This is a genomic window from Bacteroides gallinarum DSM 18171 = JCM 13658 (genome assembly GCF_000374365.1).
Taxonomy (GTDB): Bacteria; Bacteroidota; Bacteroidia; order Bacteroidales; family Bacteroidaceae; genus Bacteroides; species Bacteroides gallinarum.
In genome coordinates this window covers 13,955-27,851 of sequence record NZ_KB894165.1, presented here as the reverse complement: position 1 = coordinate 27,851, position 13,897 = coordinate 13,955, and the positions used below count along the sequence as shown (strand labels likewise).

General features: G+C 46.4%; 15 protein-coding genes and 1 tRNA gene. 10 read left to right on the top strand and 6 right to left on the bottom strand.

The annotated features are described in order from the left end of the window. Positions 1 to 73 precede the first annotated feature (73 nt). Together C233_RS0119080 and C233_RS0119075 are read left to right on the top strand one after the other, a co-directional pair. On the top strand, positions 74 to 460 hold the full coding sequence (locus C233_RS0119080) for a hypothetical protein (RefSeq protein ID WP_018669128.1): 387 nt from the start codon (positions 74 to 76) through the stop codon (positions 458 to 460). 70 nt (positions 461 to 530) lie between these two features. Further along, the gene (locus tag C233_RS0119075; RefSeq protein WP_026314931.1) at positions 531 to 1,007 is read left to right on the top strand and encodes a hypothetical protein; all 477 of its coding nucleotides are present in this window, start codon (positions 531 to 533) and stop codon (positions 1,005 to 1,007) included. Positions 1,008 to 1,080: 73 nt separating this feature from the next. Here C233_RS0119075 and C233_RS0119070 read toward each other — a convergent pair whose 3' ends face one another. Then, on the bottom strand, positions 1,081 to 1,839 hold the full coding sequence (locus C233_RS0119070) for a BACON domain-containing protein (RefSeq protein ID WP_018669125.1): 759 nt from the start codon (positions 1,837 to 1,839) through the stop codon (positions 1,081 to 1,083). A gap of 250 nt (positions 1,840 to 2,089) precedes the next feature. Here C233_RS0119070 and C233_RS0119065 point away from each other — a divergent pair, with 250 nt between their 5' ends. The 5 genes from C233_RS0119065 (at position 2,090) to C233_RS0119045 (ending at position 4,904) form a co-directional block, all read left to right on the top strand. Beyond that, positions 2,090 to 2,332 (top strand): hypothetical protein, encoded by a 243-nt coding sequence (locus C233_RS0119065; protein WP_018669124.1) that lies wholly within the window; start codon positions 2,090 to 2,092, stop codon positions 2,330 to 2,332. A 77-nt stretch (positions 2,333 to 2,409) separates the two neighbouring features. Continuing rightward, on the top strand, positions 2,410 to 3,048 hold the full coding sequence (locus C233_RS0119060) for a thymidylate synthase (protein WP_025069146.1): 639 nt from the start codon (positions 2,410 to 2,412) through the stop codon (positions 3,046 to 3,048). A 164-nt stretch (positions 3,049 to 3,212) separates the two neighbouring features. Further along, a complete protein-coding gene (locus tag C233_RS25000) occupies positions 3,213 to 3,338 on the top strand; it encodes a hypothetical protein (RefSeq protein ID WP_009122580.1) in 126 nt (41 codons plus the stop codon). Continuing rightward, positions 3,335 to 4,441 (top strand): GNAT family N-acetyltransferase, encoded by a 1,107-nt coding sequence (locus C233_RS0119050; protein WP_018669122.1) that lies wholly within the window; start codon positions 3,335 to 3,337, stop codon positions 4,439 to 4,441. Before C233_RS25000 ends, C233_RS0119050 begins: the two co-directional genes overlap by 4 nt. Continuing rightward, on the top strand, positions 4,416 to 4,904 hold the full coding sequence (locus tag C233_RS0119045) for a formyltransferase family protein (protein ID WP_018669121.1): 489 nt from the start codon (positions 4,416 to 4,418) through the stop codon (positions 4,902 to 4,904). Before C233_RS0119050 ends, C233_RS0119045 begins: the two co-directional genes overlap by 26 nt. Before the next feature lie 400 nt (positions 4,905 to 5,304). Here C233_RS0119045 and C233_RS0119040 read toward each other — a convergent pair. Then, a tRNA-Lys gene (locus C233_RS0119040) sits at positions 5,305 to 5,377 on the bottom strand. 93 nt (positions 5,378 to 5,470) lie between these two features. Further along, entirely contained in the window at positions 5,471 to 6,274 is an 804-nt protein-coding gene (locus C233_RS0119035; protein WP_018669120.1) for an MBL fold metallo-hydrolase, read from the bottom strand. A gap of 406 nt (positions 6,275 to 6,680) precedes the next feature. Here C233_RS0119035 and C233_RS0119025 point away from each other — a divergent pair, with 406 nt between their 5' ends. Further along, positions 6,681 to 7,373, top strand: a complete 693-nt coding sequence (locus tag C233_RS0119025) for an HAD family hydrolase (protein ID WP_018669119.1) — start codon at positions 6,681 to 6,683, stop codon at positions 7,371 to 7,373. 181 nt (positions 7,374 to 7,554) lie between these two features. Here the strand turns inward: C233_RS0119025 and uxaC are convergent, their stop codons facing one another. Further along, on the bottom strand, positions 7,555 to 8,961 hold the full coding sequence (gene uxaC, locus C233_RS0119020) for a glucuronate isomerase (protein WP_018669118.1): 1,407 nt from the start codon (positions 8,959 to 8,961) through the stop codon (positions 7,555 to 7,557). 235 nt (positions 8,962 to 9,196) lie between these two features. Between uxaC and C233_RS0119015 the strand changes: the two genes are divergently transcribed. Then, the gene (locus C233_RS0119015; RefSeq protein ID WP_018669117.1) at positions 9,197 to 10,258 is read left to right on the top strand and encodes a LacI family DNA-binding transcriptional regulator; all 1,062 of its coding nucleotides are present in this window, start codon (positions 9,197 to 9,199) and stop codon (positions 10,256 to 10,258) included. A 35-nt stretch (positions 10,259 to 10,293) separates the two neighbouring features. Continuing rightward, positions 10,294 to 11,772: a tagaturonate reductase gene (locus tag C233_RS0119010; RefSeq protein WP_018669116.1), complete on the top strand. Its 1,479-nt coding sequence runs from the start codon at positions 10,294 to 10,296 to the stop codon at positions 11,770 to 11,772. Positions 11,773 to 12,143: 371 nt separating this feature from the next. Here the strand turns inward: C233_RS0119010 and C233_RS0119005 are convergent, their stop codons facing one another. Beyond that, on the bottom strand, positions 12,144 to 12,665 hold the full coding sequence (locus tag C233_RS0119005) for an FHA domain-containing protein (RefSeq protein ID WP_018669115.1): 522 nt from the start codon (positions 12,663 to 12,665) through the stop codon (positions 12,144 to 12,146). 57 nt (positions 12,666 to 12,722) lie between these two features. Beyond that, on the bottom strand, positions 12,723 to 13,814 hold the full coding sequence (locus C233_RS0119000) for an HU domain-containing protein (protein ID WP_018669114.1): 1,092 nt from the start codon (positions 13,812 to 13,814) through the stop codon (positions 12,723 to 12,725). Positions 13,815 to 13,897: the final 83 nt, after the last annotated feature.

Below are 13,897 nucleotides of genomic sequence, written 5' to 3'. Positions count from 1 at the left end.
TTAGTGTCACAAATATACATCAAATTACACTATAATAGAAAAGCTTATTCAACCAAGTACCTCGGGGACTTCGGTGATTGCAGGGCAGAACAACATGCTCTCCGACCGTACCGGTTCCGTCATGTTCACACAGCAAGAAAGTGAAAAAAAGATTGAGATAATAGTAACGCAGCAGGCGGGCATCAAACAGGAGATTTACGTCAAAGCCTCCAAAGGAAGCACGGATGACTACACAAATTTTAAAATATGGAGTACGGCACCGCTTCCTACAGAGGTCAAAGTGGATTTTACCATTGCGAAGTTAGGAAGTACCCAAATGACGCTTAGTGTTAAATTGGGTCCGGAAACGACGGAAGCGTCCACCAGCGCCTATGTAAAAATGGGGAATTTCGTGTACGCAAGCAGTTCGCTTACTCCCCGAAGCTACAACGGGACGATTTTCACTCTTGTGTATGTCTAATGATGAAGTTTGCATTTGTCTATCCTGATAGGATTGCGCTCTTTACACTTTCAGATAAGATTGGAATTATATGTTTGGGGGCGGTTCCTCCTTACTCTCATTTGGCGCAACAGGCTTTAGTTCTGACGGAACTTCTGTGACAGCGGAAGCAACCTCAACAGAGGCTACTCGTAGGGGGATTGTCACTTTCACACAAAACAATAGCGGAAAACAGGTATCAGTAAATCTGTTACAGGAAAAGGTGATAATAAATACTATCATTTTCAAACCGCAGAGTCATTATACCGGTTATTTTGTTACTGCCGAGTATCCTTTGACTTCTGACGTTTATATAACACTTAAAGGCTCTCGCAGATACAATACTGGCGGACCGGACATAGACGAAGATTTTACAGATACATTCAGATTCAGGAAAGGTGATACAGAAGGGGAATATTTTTACGACCAAATGGACCTTTGGCTGACTGTATACGAGATTGTTTCCATATCTCCAGAAAAAGATGAAGGTTTTAGGTATGTGGTTAAGATAGAGGAATATTCAAGTTAATACAAAATACACAAGGTTAATAATTAAATAAGCAACCGGACAGATAGTCTTGCCCGGTTGCTTATTTTTCTTATCAGCCAACAATTTGCACATCAAGTTCTATCTCCTTACCGCTTTCTTTTTGAGTGATTCTGCACCCCATTTTAGTCCCTTGGTCCATCCATGTGATATCCTGCCCCTGATAAATAAACCGCATACCGGTTGATTTTTTGTAAACATCAATAGAACCTTCCGGGTCTCCTTCCTGGGTAGATGCATAATAAGTCTCATATGTCCAGTCTACCTCCCTTCTGCCAATTATGACATGCCCGTTAACTACCGTCCGCAGTTCGCTGGTTATTTCTGAAACAGCATCCCCTTCTATGCCATTATGAAACCTTATCTCGTCCGGATTAGCTGCCAGGTAATACTCAGTAGTGACAATTCCGGCTGCTTGGGATAGAGAGACCTGCATGGATTTCTCACTGTCATTCTGCGTGAAAGTTATATAACCATTTCGGGTATCAGTTGCCTGGTTCTCTGCTGCCGTCACCGCAGTTCCGTCAGAACTAAATCCGTCCCCGGAAGCTGAAGAAGAATACCCGACGTTCTCCTGCACCCCGTTTTCAATGCCGTTAACCGTCTGGCGCCTGTACGAAGGCACAGAAACCTGTTTCGTACCGCCTATGGCATCAAATGAGAGTGAGGACGGGCTGACTTCAAACGTGTAGTTCCAACCTTCCGTACCTTTGGTCTGCGAGAGTGACACAGACACCTTTTTCCCACTTTCCGACTGTATGAAAGTAACTGTTCCGCCCCTATCGGAGAGCGTGTTGTTCTGCCCTGCAATCACCGAAGTCCCCGAGGTACTTGGTTGAATAAGCTTTTCTATTATAGTGTAATTTGATGTATATTTGTGACACTAATCGAAACTCATTGAAGGGGATGAAAAAGCCCCCGGCCTGTTAAATAGTAACGCCAATCACTTTTAACAACACACCCAAATAGCGCGCAACCGGGGGCAAAGCCCTCTGCCGCGCTATTTGGGTGTATTTTATTGTTTAAAAATGATTGGCAATGCAAAGATATAAAATTTTGGCTATATGAAAGTGATTGAGATATTAAACTTTAACCGAGAACTGCTGAAAAAGCTCCAGGCAGCTGGCATCCGCTTGGAAGATACCAGGTATATTGACTTATATGCAGACTATACTTACCTATTGAACCAAGGCGAAAAAGTATCATATATTGTAGCTGTGTTATCGGAAAAGTATTCGGTAAGTGAACGTAAGGTTTACGCACTGATTAAACGATTTCAGAGTGACTGTAAGATACTTACAGTGTAAATGTTTCGTTTGATATCGAGGATTACATCGTTCCCTTTACCTTTGAAGTGTTTCAATTTAAAAAGGAGGGAACGACTATGAATAAGTACTACCAAATCCTGAACAAAATACTCGCCACAGGAAAGATGCAATCAAACAAGAAGGGAAATATACAGTACCTTCTTAATGAGGTTTTGACGCTCACGCCGGCGGATTTGCTTGACATCTTTGAAGGGCATAATATTGCCCGTAAAAAACTCCGGAATGAATTACAACTGTTTATGCAGGGTGAGCGCTGTGTTGAGAAATATAGGGAAGTGGGCATTAACTGGTGGGACTACTATGGTTCCATTCTGGTAAACAGTTACCCGACATACTTCGAAAGGTTACCACCGCTGATTGCAAAAATCAACAGGGAGAAACGTAACAGCAAAAACTACATACTTTTTCTTGGTGAAACTGGGGCTGAAAGTAATCAGGCACCCTGCCTAAGTCTTGTACAGTTTCAGATTGATAATAAAGAATTGGTCTTGTCCGCCTATCAACGTAGCAGTGACGCAAACCTCGGATTACCTTCCGATATCTACCACTTGTACCTCATGGCACGGCAGATAGAACTTCCTTTGAAATCAATTACCCTTTATTTGGGAAACGTACATATTTATGAGAATAACATTCTTGGCACTCGTTTACTGATTGCAGGTGACGAAACAGTCCGCTTTGAATTAAATGTATAGCTCATAAGTAAGAGTAGTCTATATTTCCCATTGTTCCTCATAGAGTCCGCCGAATAAAGTAAAGGAAAAGGATGCAAAACTTGTGCAGCGTAACCTCTATTGAGTAGTTGTTATCCTGTTTTTCAAATTAATATTTTTGCATTCAAACAATTAAGGTGAAAAATATGGGTAAATACACTTATAAACCGCAGTATGGCGTGATTGTCATCTGCCAAGATGAGGAAGAACAGAAAACGATTTACGAGCGTTTGAAGAAAGAGGGATTAATATTAAAAATCGTGAGCGTATGAAGATAGAGATAAAACACCATTGCCGCGATTTTGATAGCTACCGTTCGGCAAGAGTCAAAAGTCTGTTTAACGCCGAAAACGGTTGTGATTGGGAAAAGACTGTTGAACTACCCATTGAAGGGAAAAAATGGCAAATAGGCCTAATAGTCGGGCCTTCCGGTAGTGGCAAAACCAGTATAGGCTCCAGACTGTTCTCCGGTGTTGGAATTTATGACCTTTATTCCGGTTGGGAAAAGGATAAACCGATTATTGACTGTATTACGCCAGATGGTGATTTTAACACCGTAACGGGAATGCTTTCAGCAGTAGGGCTCGGCGACGTTCCGGCGTGGCTTCGCCCGTTCCACGTCCTGAGTAACGGTGAAAAATTCCGTGCTGGTTTAGCACGTTTGGCTTCGGAGCGCCCAGACTGTGCAGTAGTTGACGAATTTACATCGGTAATAGACCGGCAGATTGCCAAAGTAGGAGCTGCAGCATTTGCCAAAACTTGGCGGCGCGGTAAAGGACAAATAGTCTTGCTTTCCTGCCATTATGATATTATTGAATGGTTACAGCCCGATTGGGTATATGATACAGCGGAGGCACGGTTTTACGACCGTGACTGTCTTCGGCAGCGTCCGCAACTCGAACTTCAAATTTATAAAGTCCGGGGAACTGTATTCCCAAGACTGTTTAAGCAGCATTATTATTTAGATTTACCCATGCCGGTAGCTGCAGAGTATTTTGTCGGCTTCATTAATAAGGAGCCTGTTTGTCATTTGGCCGTCACTCCTTTGTTTACAGCCAAAGCGTACCGTTCGACACGCTTGGTCGTTCTTCCCGAATGGCAAGGGATTGGTGTCGGTACAAAATTTTTAGCGGCTGTATGTGAGTACCACCTTCAGGGCAATGGGAGATGTGGAAAAAAACTACCTGTGTTTTTCCATACTTCCCACCCGCAACTGTGTGGCGCGCTACGGCACTCTAAATTATGGATACAGACTGGGGCACTTTTGTATGGTGAAGGTAGAAGGCATGCTACTATCAGTTATGGCAGACATTTCAGGGCAATTCAAGCATTTAAATATATAGGCGACAATGATAATCAAGATATTAGGAAATAAGGAGACAAGAGCATACAAATTTACAGAGTTGTTTATTAGAGAAAAAGGATATCAGGTCTGGAGTGAAGGCCTTACCATGTACCATTTAGCTGTTGCCCCCCTCTTAACGGAAAAAATATCAGAAAAGGAACTGAAAATCCCAGTCCATGGAACATTGATATTCCATCCCTCCCCATTACCATACGGACGTGGTGCATCCTCTATCAAATGGGCTTACAAACGAAATGAACCGATAACTGCCGCAACATGGTTTTGGGCTGATTCTGGATATGACACGGGAGATATTTGCGAGCAGGAGATTATAAAAATAGACTACAATGTACGTCCCCGCACTTTTTATGAGAATGAAATTATCCCGGCAATGCTTCGTACCTTGAACAGATGTTTGGAGAATATAGGAAAGGGAATTATCCGTAGAATACCACAGATTGAGGCATATTCAAGTTATGATAAGAAGCTGTAAGCCCCTACCATATTTATAGATTTAGGTGCACATGCCTCTTTATATATACAAATATAGCAATTTTATATGATTTGAGGTACTTTTAAGTACTCTTTGAGAACTCTTTAATTTGTGTTGGAAAATAAATAGAAAAATCGCAATTCGTTTTGTGTTAATAGGTGTAAAACACTCACGAAATGATTTGGAGAAACATCACAAAACGTTTTGCGGTTTATACAAGAAGCTGAAAAACAATGAAATAGGATGTGAAAAGTAGGCTTTTTCTTTTCTCAAAAAAAGTCCCACGGATAAGCCTGTGGTTATTTCTATATATTTCTATATTTTGTTAGGGCTCATAAAAGAAAAAACTCCAAAAATCATTGATTTTCAGAGTTTCTCTTTGAATTACCTTTTTACTTCGTACACCCTCAGGGATTCGAACCCTGGACCCACTGATTAAGAGTCAGTTGCTCTACCAACTGAGCTAAGAGTGCATTATGATTTCTTATTTGCGGGTGCAAAGGTAGTCCTTTTATTTTATTCTGCAAACAATACCCGGACTTTTTGCGATGAAACCGATACTTTTTCTACTCAAACTCGTATAACTCCGAAGGCGTAGTCCGCTTTAAAGCGCAGAGCTGCACATCCTTACCCACAATGATACCTTTCTCCCTCAACTTCCATTCGACGGTTTTATAAGCCAGTTCCGGATGATTATTGTCCTTGCTCAAATGGCAGAGCCAGATATATTGCAGGTGTTCCGTGATGTTCCCGGCAAGAAATTCTGCGGTGGCGATGTTGCTCATATGCCCGGTACGGCTCGTTATGCGTTCTTTCAGGTAGGGGGGATAAGTACCCATGCGCAGCATTTCCTCATCGTAGTTGGCTTCCAATATCAGGTAGTTGGCTTTACGGATGTACTGTGCCGCAGTAGGGGTTATCTCGCCGAGGTCTGTGAGGAAAGAGAACACCTTGCCGTCTATCTCGATACAATAGCCCACATTGTCCGTCCCGTCGTGAGGAACCTCGAACGACTCGATGCGGAAATCCTCCAGTTGCATAGGCTGCTGCTTTTCCAGATAACGGACGGACGAATGCAGCTTTTCCGTCATACAGTAACTTTTGTTAATGCCCTCGTGAATACGCGCCGTCGCATAGACAGGTATATTCAATTTTTCACCCAAGCCGCCTACGGCTTTGATGTGGTCGGCATGGTCATGAGTAACGAACACTCCGCGTATCATCTCCATACTGACACCCGCTTCCTTCAGTCCTTTCTTTATGGTACGTACTGCGATACCGGCGTCGATGAGTATTCCATATTTCTCTGTGCCTACATAGTAGCAATTACCGCTGCTACCGCTTGCAAGGCTTATAAACTTTACTTTCATTCTAATCTCCTTCATTACAAAAAGCCGCCGCTTTTCTCGAGAAGCGACGGCAAAGACAGTGCAAATAAGCACAGCATTAAGCTTGACTTAGATTGTGCCGGATGCAAGCTGTCTTTACATCGGGGTGCAAATATACATAAAATATACCATATAAGAGATTATGCCTTCTTCTTTTTGTCGATGAATTCGGCAGTTTTGGTAAAAACCGGCAGAGCTACGGCAGCCACACGCTCGAGAAGTTCCATTATGTTGCTTACCCAGAAAGCCTTGCAGAAACCTACGGCAGTAGTTTGAGGTGATTGAGTCGTCCCTTACCGGTTAATAGTTGTGTTTAAATCGTTATATTTGCAGTAAATATAGAGAATAATGCAGTAAATATAGGTAATAACAATAAAACGGACAACGTATGAAAGATAAGATAGAAGTCGTGGCATTCGACGCCGATGACACCCTTTGGGAAAACGAGCTTTATTTCCAGGAGTTCGAACATAAATTCTGCCGTTTGCTCGAAGCATACCTGCCGGCTCCGGCTGTTTCGCAGGAACTGTTCGACACGGAAATGAAAAACCTGCACATGTACGGATACGGGCTAAAAAGCATGATGCTCAGCATGGTGGAAACCGCCTGCCGTATTACTGGCGGAAAAGGAAGTATACAGTGCGTAGAAGCAATCATCGGGCTGGGGCAGGAGCTCCTGCAAAAACCCGTAACCTTGCTGGACGGTGTAGAAGAAGTGCTGCTCCGGTTACAAGGCAGATACAAGCTGGTGCTGGCAACCAAAGGAGACTTATTCGACCAAAAAAGGAAAGTCGCCGCCTCCGGGCTGACGAACTACTTCTGCCACGTCGAAATAATGAGCGACAAGAAAGAAGCCGATTATCAAAAACTTCTCGACACCATGAAATGCAATCCGCAGAATTTCCTGATGCTGGGAAACTCCGTCAAATCGGATATACTGCCGGTATTGGAGTTAGGAGGATATGCCGCCCACATTCCCTACCATATCACCTGGCAATATGAAACCCATGAAGGAAACATAACAAACCCCAACTTCATCCAATTAAAGAACATCAAAGATATAACGGAATACCTCTTATAAGGTATCTGCCCTTCAGAGCGCAGCGAAACCATATTAAGAGAGAGGATTTTTTCATCGCCAGCTCCTCTGAATAACAGATAGTATAAGCCTAATTTCGGCAGTACTCAATAAAAAGCCCTTCCACGCTTGCCGTAAAAGCATCAAGCATGGAAGGGCTGATTTCAATTATCTCGTCCTTGACTTAGAACTGGAAGAACTTCTTGGCGTTGTAATAGCTGATATCCTCAATCATCTGATTTACACGCTCCATTTCGGAAACCGGAATCTCGCCGTTTTCCACATCGCGGCCTACGAGGTTGCACAACGTACGGCGGAAATATTCATGACGCGGATAGGAGAGGAAAGAGCGGGAATCCGTCAGCATACCTACGAAACGGCTCAACAAGCCGAGTACGGAGAGTGCGTTCATCTGCTTCTCCATACCGTCCTTCTGGTCGAGGAACCACCAGCCCGAGCCGAACTGAATCTTGCCGGGAACCGTACCGTCCTGGAAATTACCCAGCATCGTGGCAATCACCTCGTTGGCACACGGATTCAAGTTATAAAGGATTGTCTTTGCCAGCTTGCCCTCGGAGTTCAGGCGGTCGAGGAACTTCGCCATTGCCTTGGCAGTAGTGAACTCGCCGATAGAATCGAAACCGGTATCAGGACCGAGCAACTTGAACATCTTGCTGTTATTGTTGCGGATAGCCCCGTAGTGGAACTGCTGCGTCCAGCCTTTCTCCCAGTCCATTTCGCCGAAAGCCACCAGCATGGCCGACTTGAATTTCAGGATTTCCTCCTTCGTCAGCGAAGCGCCGCCATATACTTTATTGAATATAGCCTTGATTTCCGCATCCGTATAATCCTCCGCATAGAACTCCTCGATACCGTGGTCGGACAGTTTACAACCCTGGGCGGCAAAGAAGTCGTGACGTTTGCGCAGGGCGGCAATCATATCGTCGAAAGTAGAAATGGCAACGCCGCTCACCTCCGCCAGCTTTTCCACATAAGCGCGGAAATCGGCAGGAACTTCCACCGCCATAGCCTTGTCGGGACGCCAGGTAGGCAACATCTTGATTTCAAAACCGCTTTCACGGGTCTTGATATGGTATTCCAGCGAATCCACGGGGTCGTCCGTAGTACAAACCGTTTCCACGTGGTAACGGCGCATCATGCCGCGTGCCGAATATTCGGGCTGTTTCAGCTTCTCGTTACACTCGTCATAAATCTCGCGGGCTGTCTTCGGGTTCAAAATCTTGTCGATGCCGAATGCCGTTTTCAATTCCAGGTGCGTCCAGTGATACAAGGGATTACGGAAAGTATAAGGCACGGTTTCCGCCCATTTCTCGAACTTTTCCCAGTCCGTGGTATCCTTGCCGGTACAGTAGCGTTCTTCCACGCCGTTGGTACGCATGGCGCGCCATTTGTAATGGTCGCCGCCCAGCCAGATTTCCGTAAGCGACTTGAACTGGTAATCGTCTGCTACCATTTGCGGAATCAAGTGACAGTGATAGTCGATAATCGGCATTTTAGCCGCATGCTCATGATACAACTTCTGTGCGGTTTCCGTTTGCAACAGGAAGTTTTCATCCATAAAGTTTTTCATTTTCTTGTGTTTTAAGTATCTAAAAAAATTACTTTCTTGTCATTACACCTATATAGTATTGATTGTAAAGCTAATAGGCTCGATAACGCTTTTTGCTTTTATTAACCGTTATCGAACACAAAAGTAGAAATTTTACTTGGAGAAACAAAATAATTCGTATCTTTGCGGCAAATATTTATAATATTTAAGCTTTGCACGTAAGACCTTTAAACGCCTTAGGTTAGGGTAGGAAAGAATGGAAAACAAGACTTATACAATAAAGGACATCGCACGTATGGCAGGTGTATCCGCCGGGACGGTAGACCGTGTGCTGCATAACCGGGGCGACGTGTCCCGCGCAAGCAAAGAAAAAGTACAGAAAGTCCTCGACGAGATAGACTATCACCCCAATATGTTCGCCATAGGTCTGGCTGCCAAGAAACGGTATCGCATAGCGTGTATCATACCTTATTATATAGAACACGATTACTGGCATGCCGTAGCCCGGGGAATAGACCGCGCCGCACAAGAGCTGCGTCCGTTCAACGTAGGGGTGGACTATCTTTTCTACAACCATGCCGACAAGGCCTCTTACGAGGAAGCGTGCACGCTGTTGCAGGCGGAGCCCGTCGATGCCGTACTGATTGCCCCGAACTTCCAGGAAGAAACCCTGAGGCTGACCTCCTGCCTGGAGGATAAAAAGATACCGTACGCATTCATCGACTTCAACATGGAGCAAACCCGCGCATTGTGCTACATAGGCCAGGACTCCAAAAGCAGCGGCTACATTGCCGCCAAGATACTGATGCGCCGCTACCGGGAAGGGCAGGAGCTCGTACTCTTCCTGAACAACCAAAAGAACAACCCTGCCGAGGTGCAGATGCAGCGCCGGCTGGAAGGATTCATGCAATACCTGGCAGACGAACACAAGAACCTCGTTATACACGACGTCGTACTTCATAAGGAATACACCGCCTCCAACGAGAAACTGCTGGACGATTTCTTTGCCGGACATCCCGAGGCAGTGCTGGGCGCCGTATTCAACTCCCGCATCTACCAGGTGGCGGGTTACCTGCAGAAAAGAGGCCGCAAGCTGGAAGCGCTGGTAGGTTACGACCTGTTGCAAAAGAATGTCGAATACCTCAAGAGCGGCGAAGTGAGCTACCTTATCGGGCAACGGCCGGGACTGCAAGGCTATTGCGGCGTCAAGGCATTGTGCAACCACGTCGTGTTCAAGAAACCGGTTACGGCTGTAAAGTACATGCCTATCGACATCCTGATGAAAGAGAACATAGATTTCTACTTCGAATTCGAATAAATCCAATTATAAATCATAATTAAATCGTTTTTAAGATGAAAGCATTAAACAAACAGACGGCTCCCAAGTCCGTTGCTCCCGAACGCATCATTCAATTCGGTGAAGGAAACTTCCTCCGCGCATTTGTAGACTGGATTGTTTACAACATGAATCAAAAGACCGACTTCAACAGCAGTGTCGTAGTGGTTCAGCCCATAGAAAAAGGCATGGCAGAATGGCTGAACGGACAGGACTGCCTGTACCACGTCAACCTGCAAGGCCGTTTGAACGGCGAAGTAGTCAACAGCCTTACACGCATCGACTGCATCAGCCGCGCACTGAACCCGTATTCGCAGAACTCCGCCTTCATGGCGCTTGCCGACCAGCCCGAAATACGTTTCGTTATCTCCAATACCACGGAAGCCGGCATCGCTTTCGACCCTAACTGCAAGTTTACCGATGCCCCCGCATCTTCCTATCCGGGCAAGCTCACCCAACTGCTGTACCGCCGCTTCAAGACCTTCAAAGGCGATAAGACGAAAGGCCTTATCATTATGCCCTGCGAGCTAATCTTCCTGAACGGGCATCACCTGAAAGAGTGCATCTACCAGTACATCGAATTATGGAAAGAGGACTTCGGTGCAGACTATGAGAAGTTCAAGAACTGGTTTACGAAATACTGTTATGTATGCGCCACGCTGGTAGACCGCATCGTTCCGGGCTTCCCGCGCAAGGAGATTGCGCAAATCCAGAAGAAGATTTGTTATGCGGACAACCTCGTCGTACAAGCCGAGATTTTCCACCTATGGGTTATCGAAGCTGCCGAAAACCTCTCTCTCCGCCAGTTGGCAGAGGAGTTCCCTGCAAACAAGGCGGGATTGAACGTGCTTTTCGTGAAGTCCGAGGCTCCCTACCACGAAAGAAAGGTTACGCTGCTGAACGGCCCGCACACCGTACTTTCCCCGGTTGCCTACCTTAGCGGCGTAAACATCGTACGCGACGCATGCAACCACCCGGTTATCGGCAAGTATGTACGCAAAGTACAGTTCGACGAGCTGATGCAGACGCTGAACCTGCCGATAGACGAGCTGAAAAAGTTTGCCGCCGACGTGCTGGAACGCTTCGACAATCCTTATGTAGAGCACCAGGTAACCAGCATCATGCTGAACTCCTTCCCCAAATATCAAACCCGCGACCTGCCCGGTCTGAAAACCTACCTGGAACGCAAAGGTGAACTCCCGAAAGGCCTGGTACTCGGTCTTGCCGCTATCATCACCTATTATAAGGGCGGTGTACGTGCCGACGGCGCGGAAATCGTGCCGAACGATGCTCCGGAAATCATGCAACTGCTGAAAGACCTCTGGGCAACAGGCGACACCCGCAAGGTAGCAGAAGGCGTACTGGCTGCAAAAGACCTTATCTGGGGCGAGCACGGCGACTTGAACGCCATTCCGGGACTTACGGACATGGTTACCGGCTTCCTGAACTCTATCCAAGAAAAAGGCATGCTGGAAACCGTAAAGGGTATTCTCTGATAGAGGTTGCTTGCGCATTTCACTCCTGTATATAGCTGACAAGCAATACGGGTGAACAACTTAAAAGGAGGGTGTATATTGATACACCCTCCTCGTTTTTTTATGCGAAGTTATCATAGGATGATGCGAGCCCGGCAACGGACAAAGATAACGCATTGACAATCAAAACATTTGCAGTTTATTCCTGTTTATTGCCAATAAACTATCAATTTATTCCTAATAAACCGATAGTTTATTAGGAATAAATCTGGAGTTTACCGCTAATAAACCAATGGCTTATCAGTGACAAACGGAAATAGGCTGATTTCATTTGTTATCCGTACAGCAGGCACGCTATTATAACTGTGCCCGATGCACCCGAAGAGAGAGGTTTACTCTGCCGCCCGAAGAATAAAGGTGGTAGCGCCGATAGTTACGATAGCCCCGTCTTCGATACGAACGCGGTCTTTATCGCCCAGAATTTCATTATTAAGGAAAGTCCCCGTGAGGCTGGGGGCGTCGCGCAGCGTATAAACAAGCTTTCCCTGCTTATCGCGCTTCACGTTGATAATGCAGTGAGTACGGTCCATGCTCATATCCGAAGTCTCTATCGGAGCATCGACGACCGTTCCTACGCAACGGCGGCCTATTCTGTTATCTCCCTCCCGCAACGGCAGCACCTGCTTGAAGCCGAACACGTTCTCGATAACCGTAATACTTCCGAAAGCTTCCTTATATTCCGCCTCGTCCGGATTTTCTTCCTTCTGCGGAGCTTTCATCTTCGTCTTGCCCAGGCGAATGCTGAACTGCTTCTTGCAGTTTTCGCAAACAAATACCAAAGACTGACCTTCGGTGTACTTCGTTTCATCGAAAGTAAGGTAGTTTTCGCATTTGGGGCAACGGATACGCTTCATCGGATTAATGGTTAGTTGATATAATAGACTGCTTATGATTTGTTACGGGGAAGAAAATCATTTCTTCAAAACCCATGCGTTCCGGAATGCTTCATCCCGGCGAATCTCTCCCAAGGCGCGGTATGCTTCTTGCTGCGTGGCGCACGACCGGATACTGACACGCATCTTGCCGTCGCCTATAATTGCCTTGGCGCCTATAAAGCCTTTGGCAACCAATTGTTGCGCCATGGCATCGGCATCTCTTTCGGTTCCCACGCTGGCTATGATAATGTGATAAGACGCCTTTGCGGGTTGAACGGCAGGGGCAGGGGCGGCGACCGGTGTTCCGGGCTGCACGGCGGCTACGGCAGGTTGCCGGCGGACTTTGACTTCTTTCACGGCAACGGGAGCCACGGTTTTCTTACCCGGAGCTACGGATGTTTTCGTCTGTGAAGCGGCGGCTTTCTTGCCTGCGGACTGCGGATGAACGGTTATCGGCGTGATAGCCAGCGACTGCGCTCCTATTTTCTCGAACAAGTCGTCGGGAAGCAATCGGGCGTAGTTGGCTTCCACCACCTCGGTATTCTCTATCGGGGTGGAAAGGAAAAAGAACAGCGCCACAATAGCAATCATGGCAACGGCATTCGCCAGGCGGGAAGGGTTGAAACCTATTTCGAACCTGCGCTTCTTCTCCTCGCGTACAGCGGGTACGAAGGGAATTGTCTTGCCCTGGTAGGGTTTGCGCACCACGGTCAGCTCCTGCATCTCGAAACTGTCCAGCCCGTACAGGGAAGGGGTAACGACCTTATCATCGTAGGGTACGAACTCGTAGGTGTCGCGAATGGAATAGCGCAACTCGCCGATATTCGGCAAATCGGCTTTGCCGTTCTCATGGAGGAGGGACAGCAGTTCTTTTACCGATTTGTCCACAATCCTGGTGGCATCGGGAAAGTCCGTGCCGTACACAGCCATATACGATTGTACCAGCAACCCGTCGTTCATCTTCAATTGCGGATTGAAGCCGACGATACGGGCAGGCGGCAGGAACGTGTTTTCTCCCTCCACTCTCATTGCCGGCGTGTAGTGGGCTACGAATCCGCCCAAACCCGGAACAATGACACAATCATTTTCCAGTAACAGTACTTCTATATGCTGCGCTAATTCAATCATGTTGCAAAAGTAGCGGTTTTATCGGAAATACGCCACTTCCGGGCGGCTTTTCTTATTAACAATTTATAAACACGGCGAACTTT

What these genes read in the sequence shown, in the direction of transcription:
- C233_RS0119015 (WP_018669117.1), top strand. Translation starts at nt 9,197, where the DNA reads ATGGAAAACAAGACTTATACAATAAAGGACATCGCACGTATGGCAGGT.
- C233_RS0119045 (WP_018669121.1), top strand. Translation starts at nt 4,416, where the DNA reads ATGATAATCAAGATATTAGGAAATAAGGAGACAAGAGCATACAAATTT.
- C233_RS0119005 (WP_018669115.1), bottom strand. Translation starts at nt 12,665, where the DNA reads ATGAAGCGTATCCGTTGCCCCAAATGCGAAAACTACCTTACTTTCGAT.
- C233_RS0119000 (WP_018669114.1), bottom strand. Translation starts at nt 13,814, where the DNA reads ATGATTGAATTAGCGCAGCATATAGAAGTACTGTTACTGGAAAATGAT.
- C233_RS0119035 (WP_018669120.1), bottom strand. Translation starts at nt 6,274, where the DNA reads ATGAAAGTAAAGTTTATAAGCCTTGCAAGCGGTAGCAGCGGTAATTGC.
- uxaC (WP_018669118.1), bottom strand. Translation starts at nt 8,961, where the DNA reads ATGAAAAACTTTATGGATGAAAACTTCCTGTTGCAAACGGAAACCGCA.
- C233_RS0119025 (WP_018669119.1), top strand. Translation starts at nt 6,681, where the DNA reads ATGAAAGATAAGATAGAAGTCGTGGCATTCGACGCCGATGACACCCTT.
- C233_RS0119065 (WP_018669124.1), top strand. Translation starts at nt 2,090, where the DNA reads ATGAAAGTGATTGAGATATTAAACTTTAACCGAGAACTGCTGAAAAAG.
- C233_RS25000 (WP_009122580.1), top strand. Translation starts at nt 3,213, where the DNA reads ATGGGTAAATACACTTATAAACCGCAGTATGGCGTGATTGTCATCTGC.
- C233_RS0119075 (WP_026314931.1), top strand. Translation starts at nt 531, where the DNA reads ATGTTTGGGGGCGGTTCCTCCTTACTCTCATTTGGCGCAACAGGCTTT.
- C233_RS0119050 (WP_018669122.1), top strand. Translation starts at nt 3,335, where the DNA reads ATGAAGATAGAGATAAAACACCATTGCCGCGATTTTGATAGCTACCGT.
- C233_RS0119010 (WP_018669116.1), top strand. Translation starts at nt 10,294, where the DNA reads ATGAAAGCATTAAACAAACAGACGGCTCCCAAGTCCGTTGCTCCCGAA.
- C233_RS0119060 (WP_025069146.1), top strand. Translation starts at nt 2,410, where the DNA reads ATGAATAAGTACTACCAAATCCTGAACAAAATACTCGCCACAGGAAAG.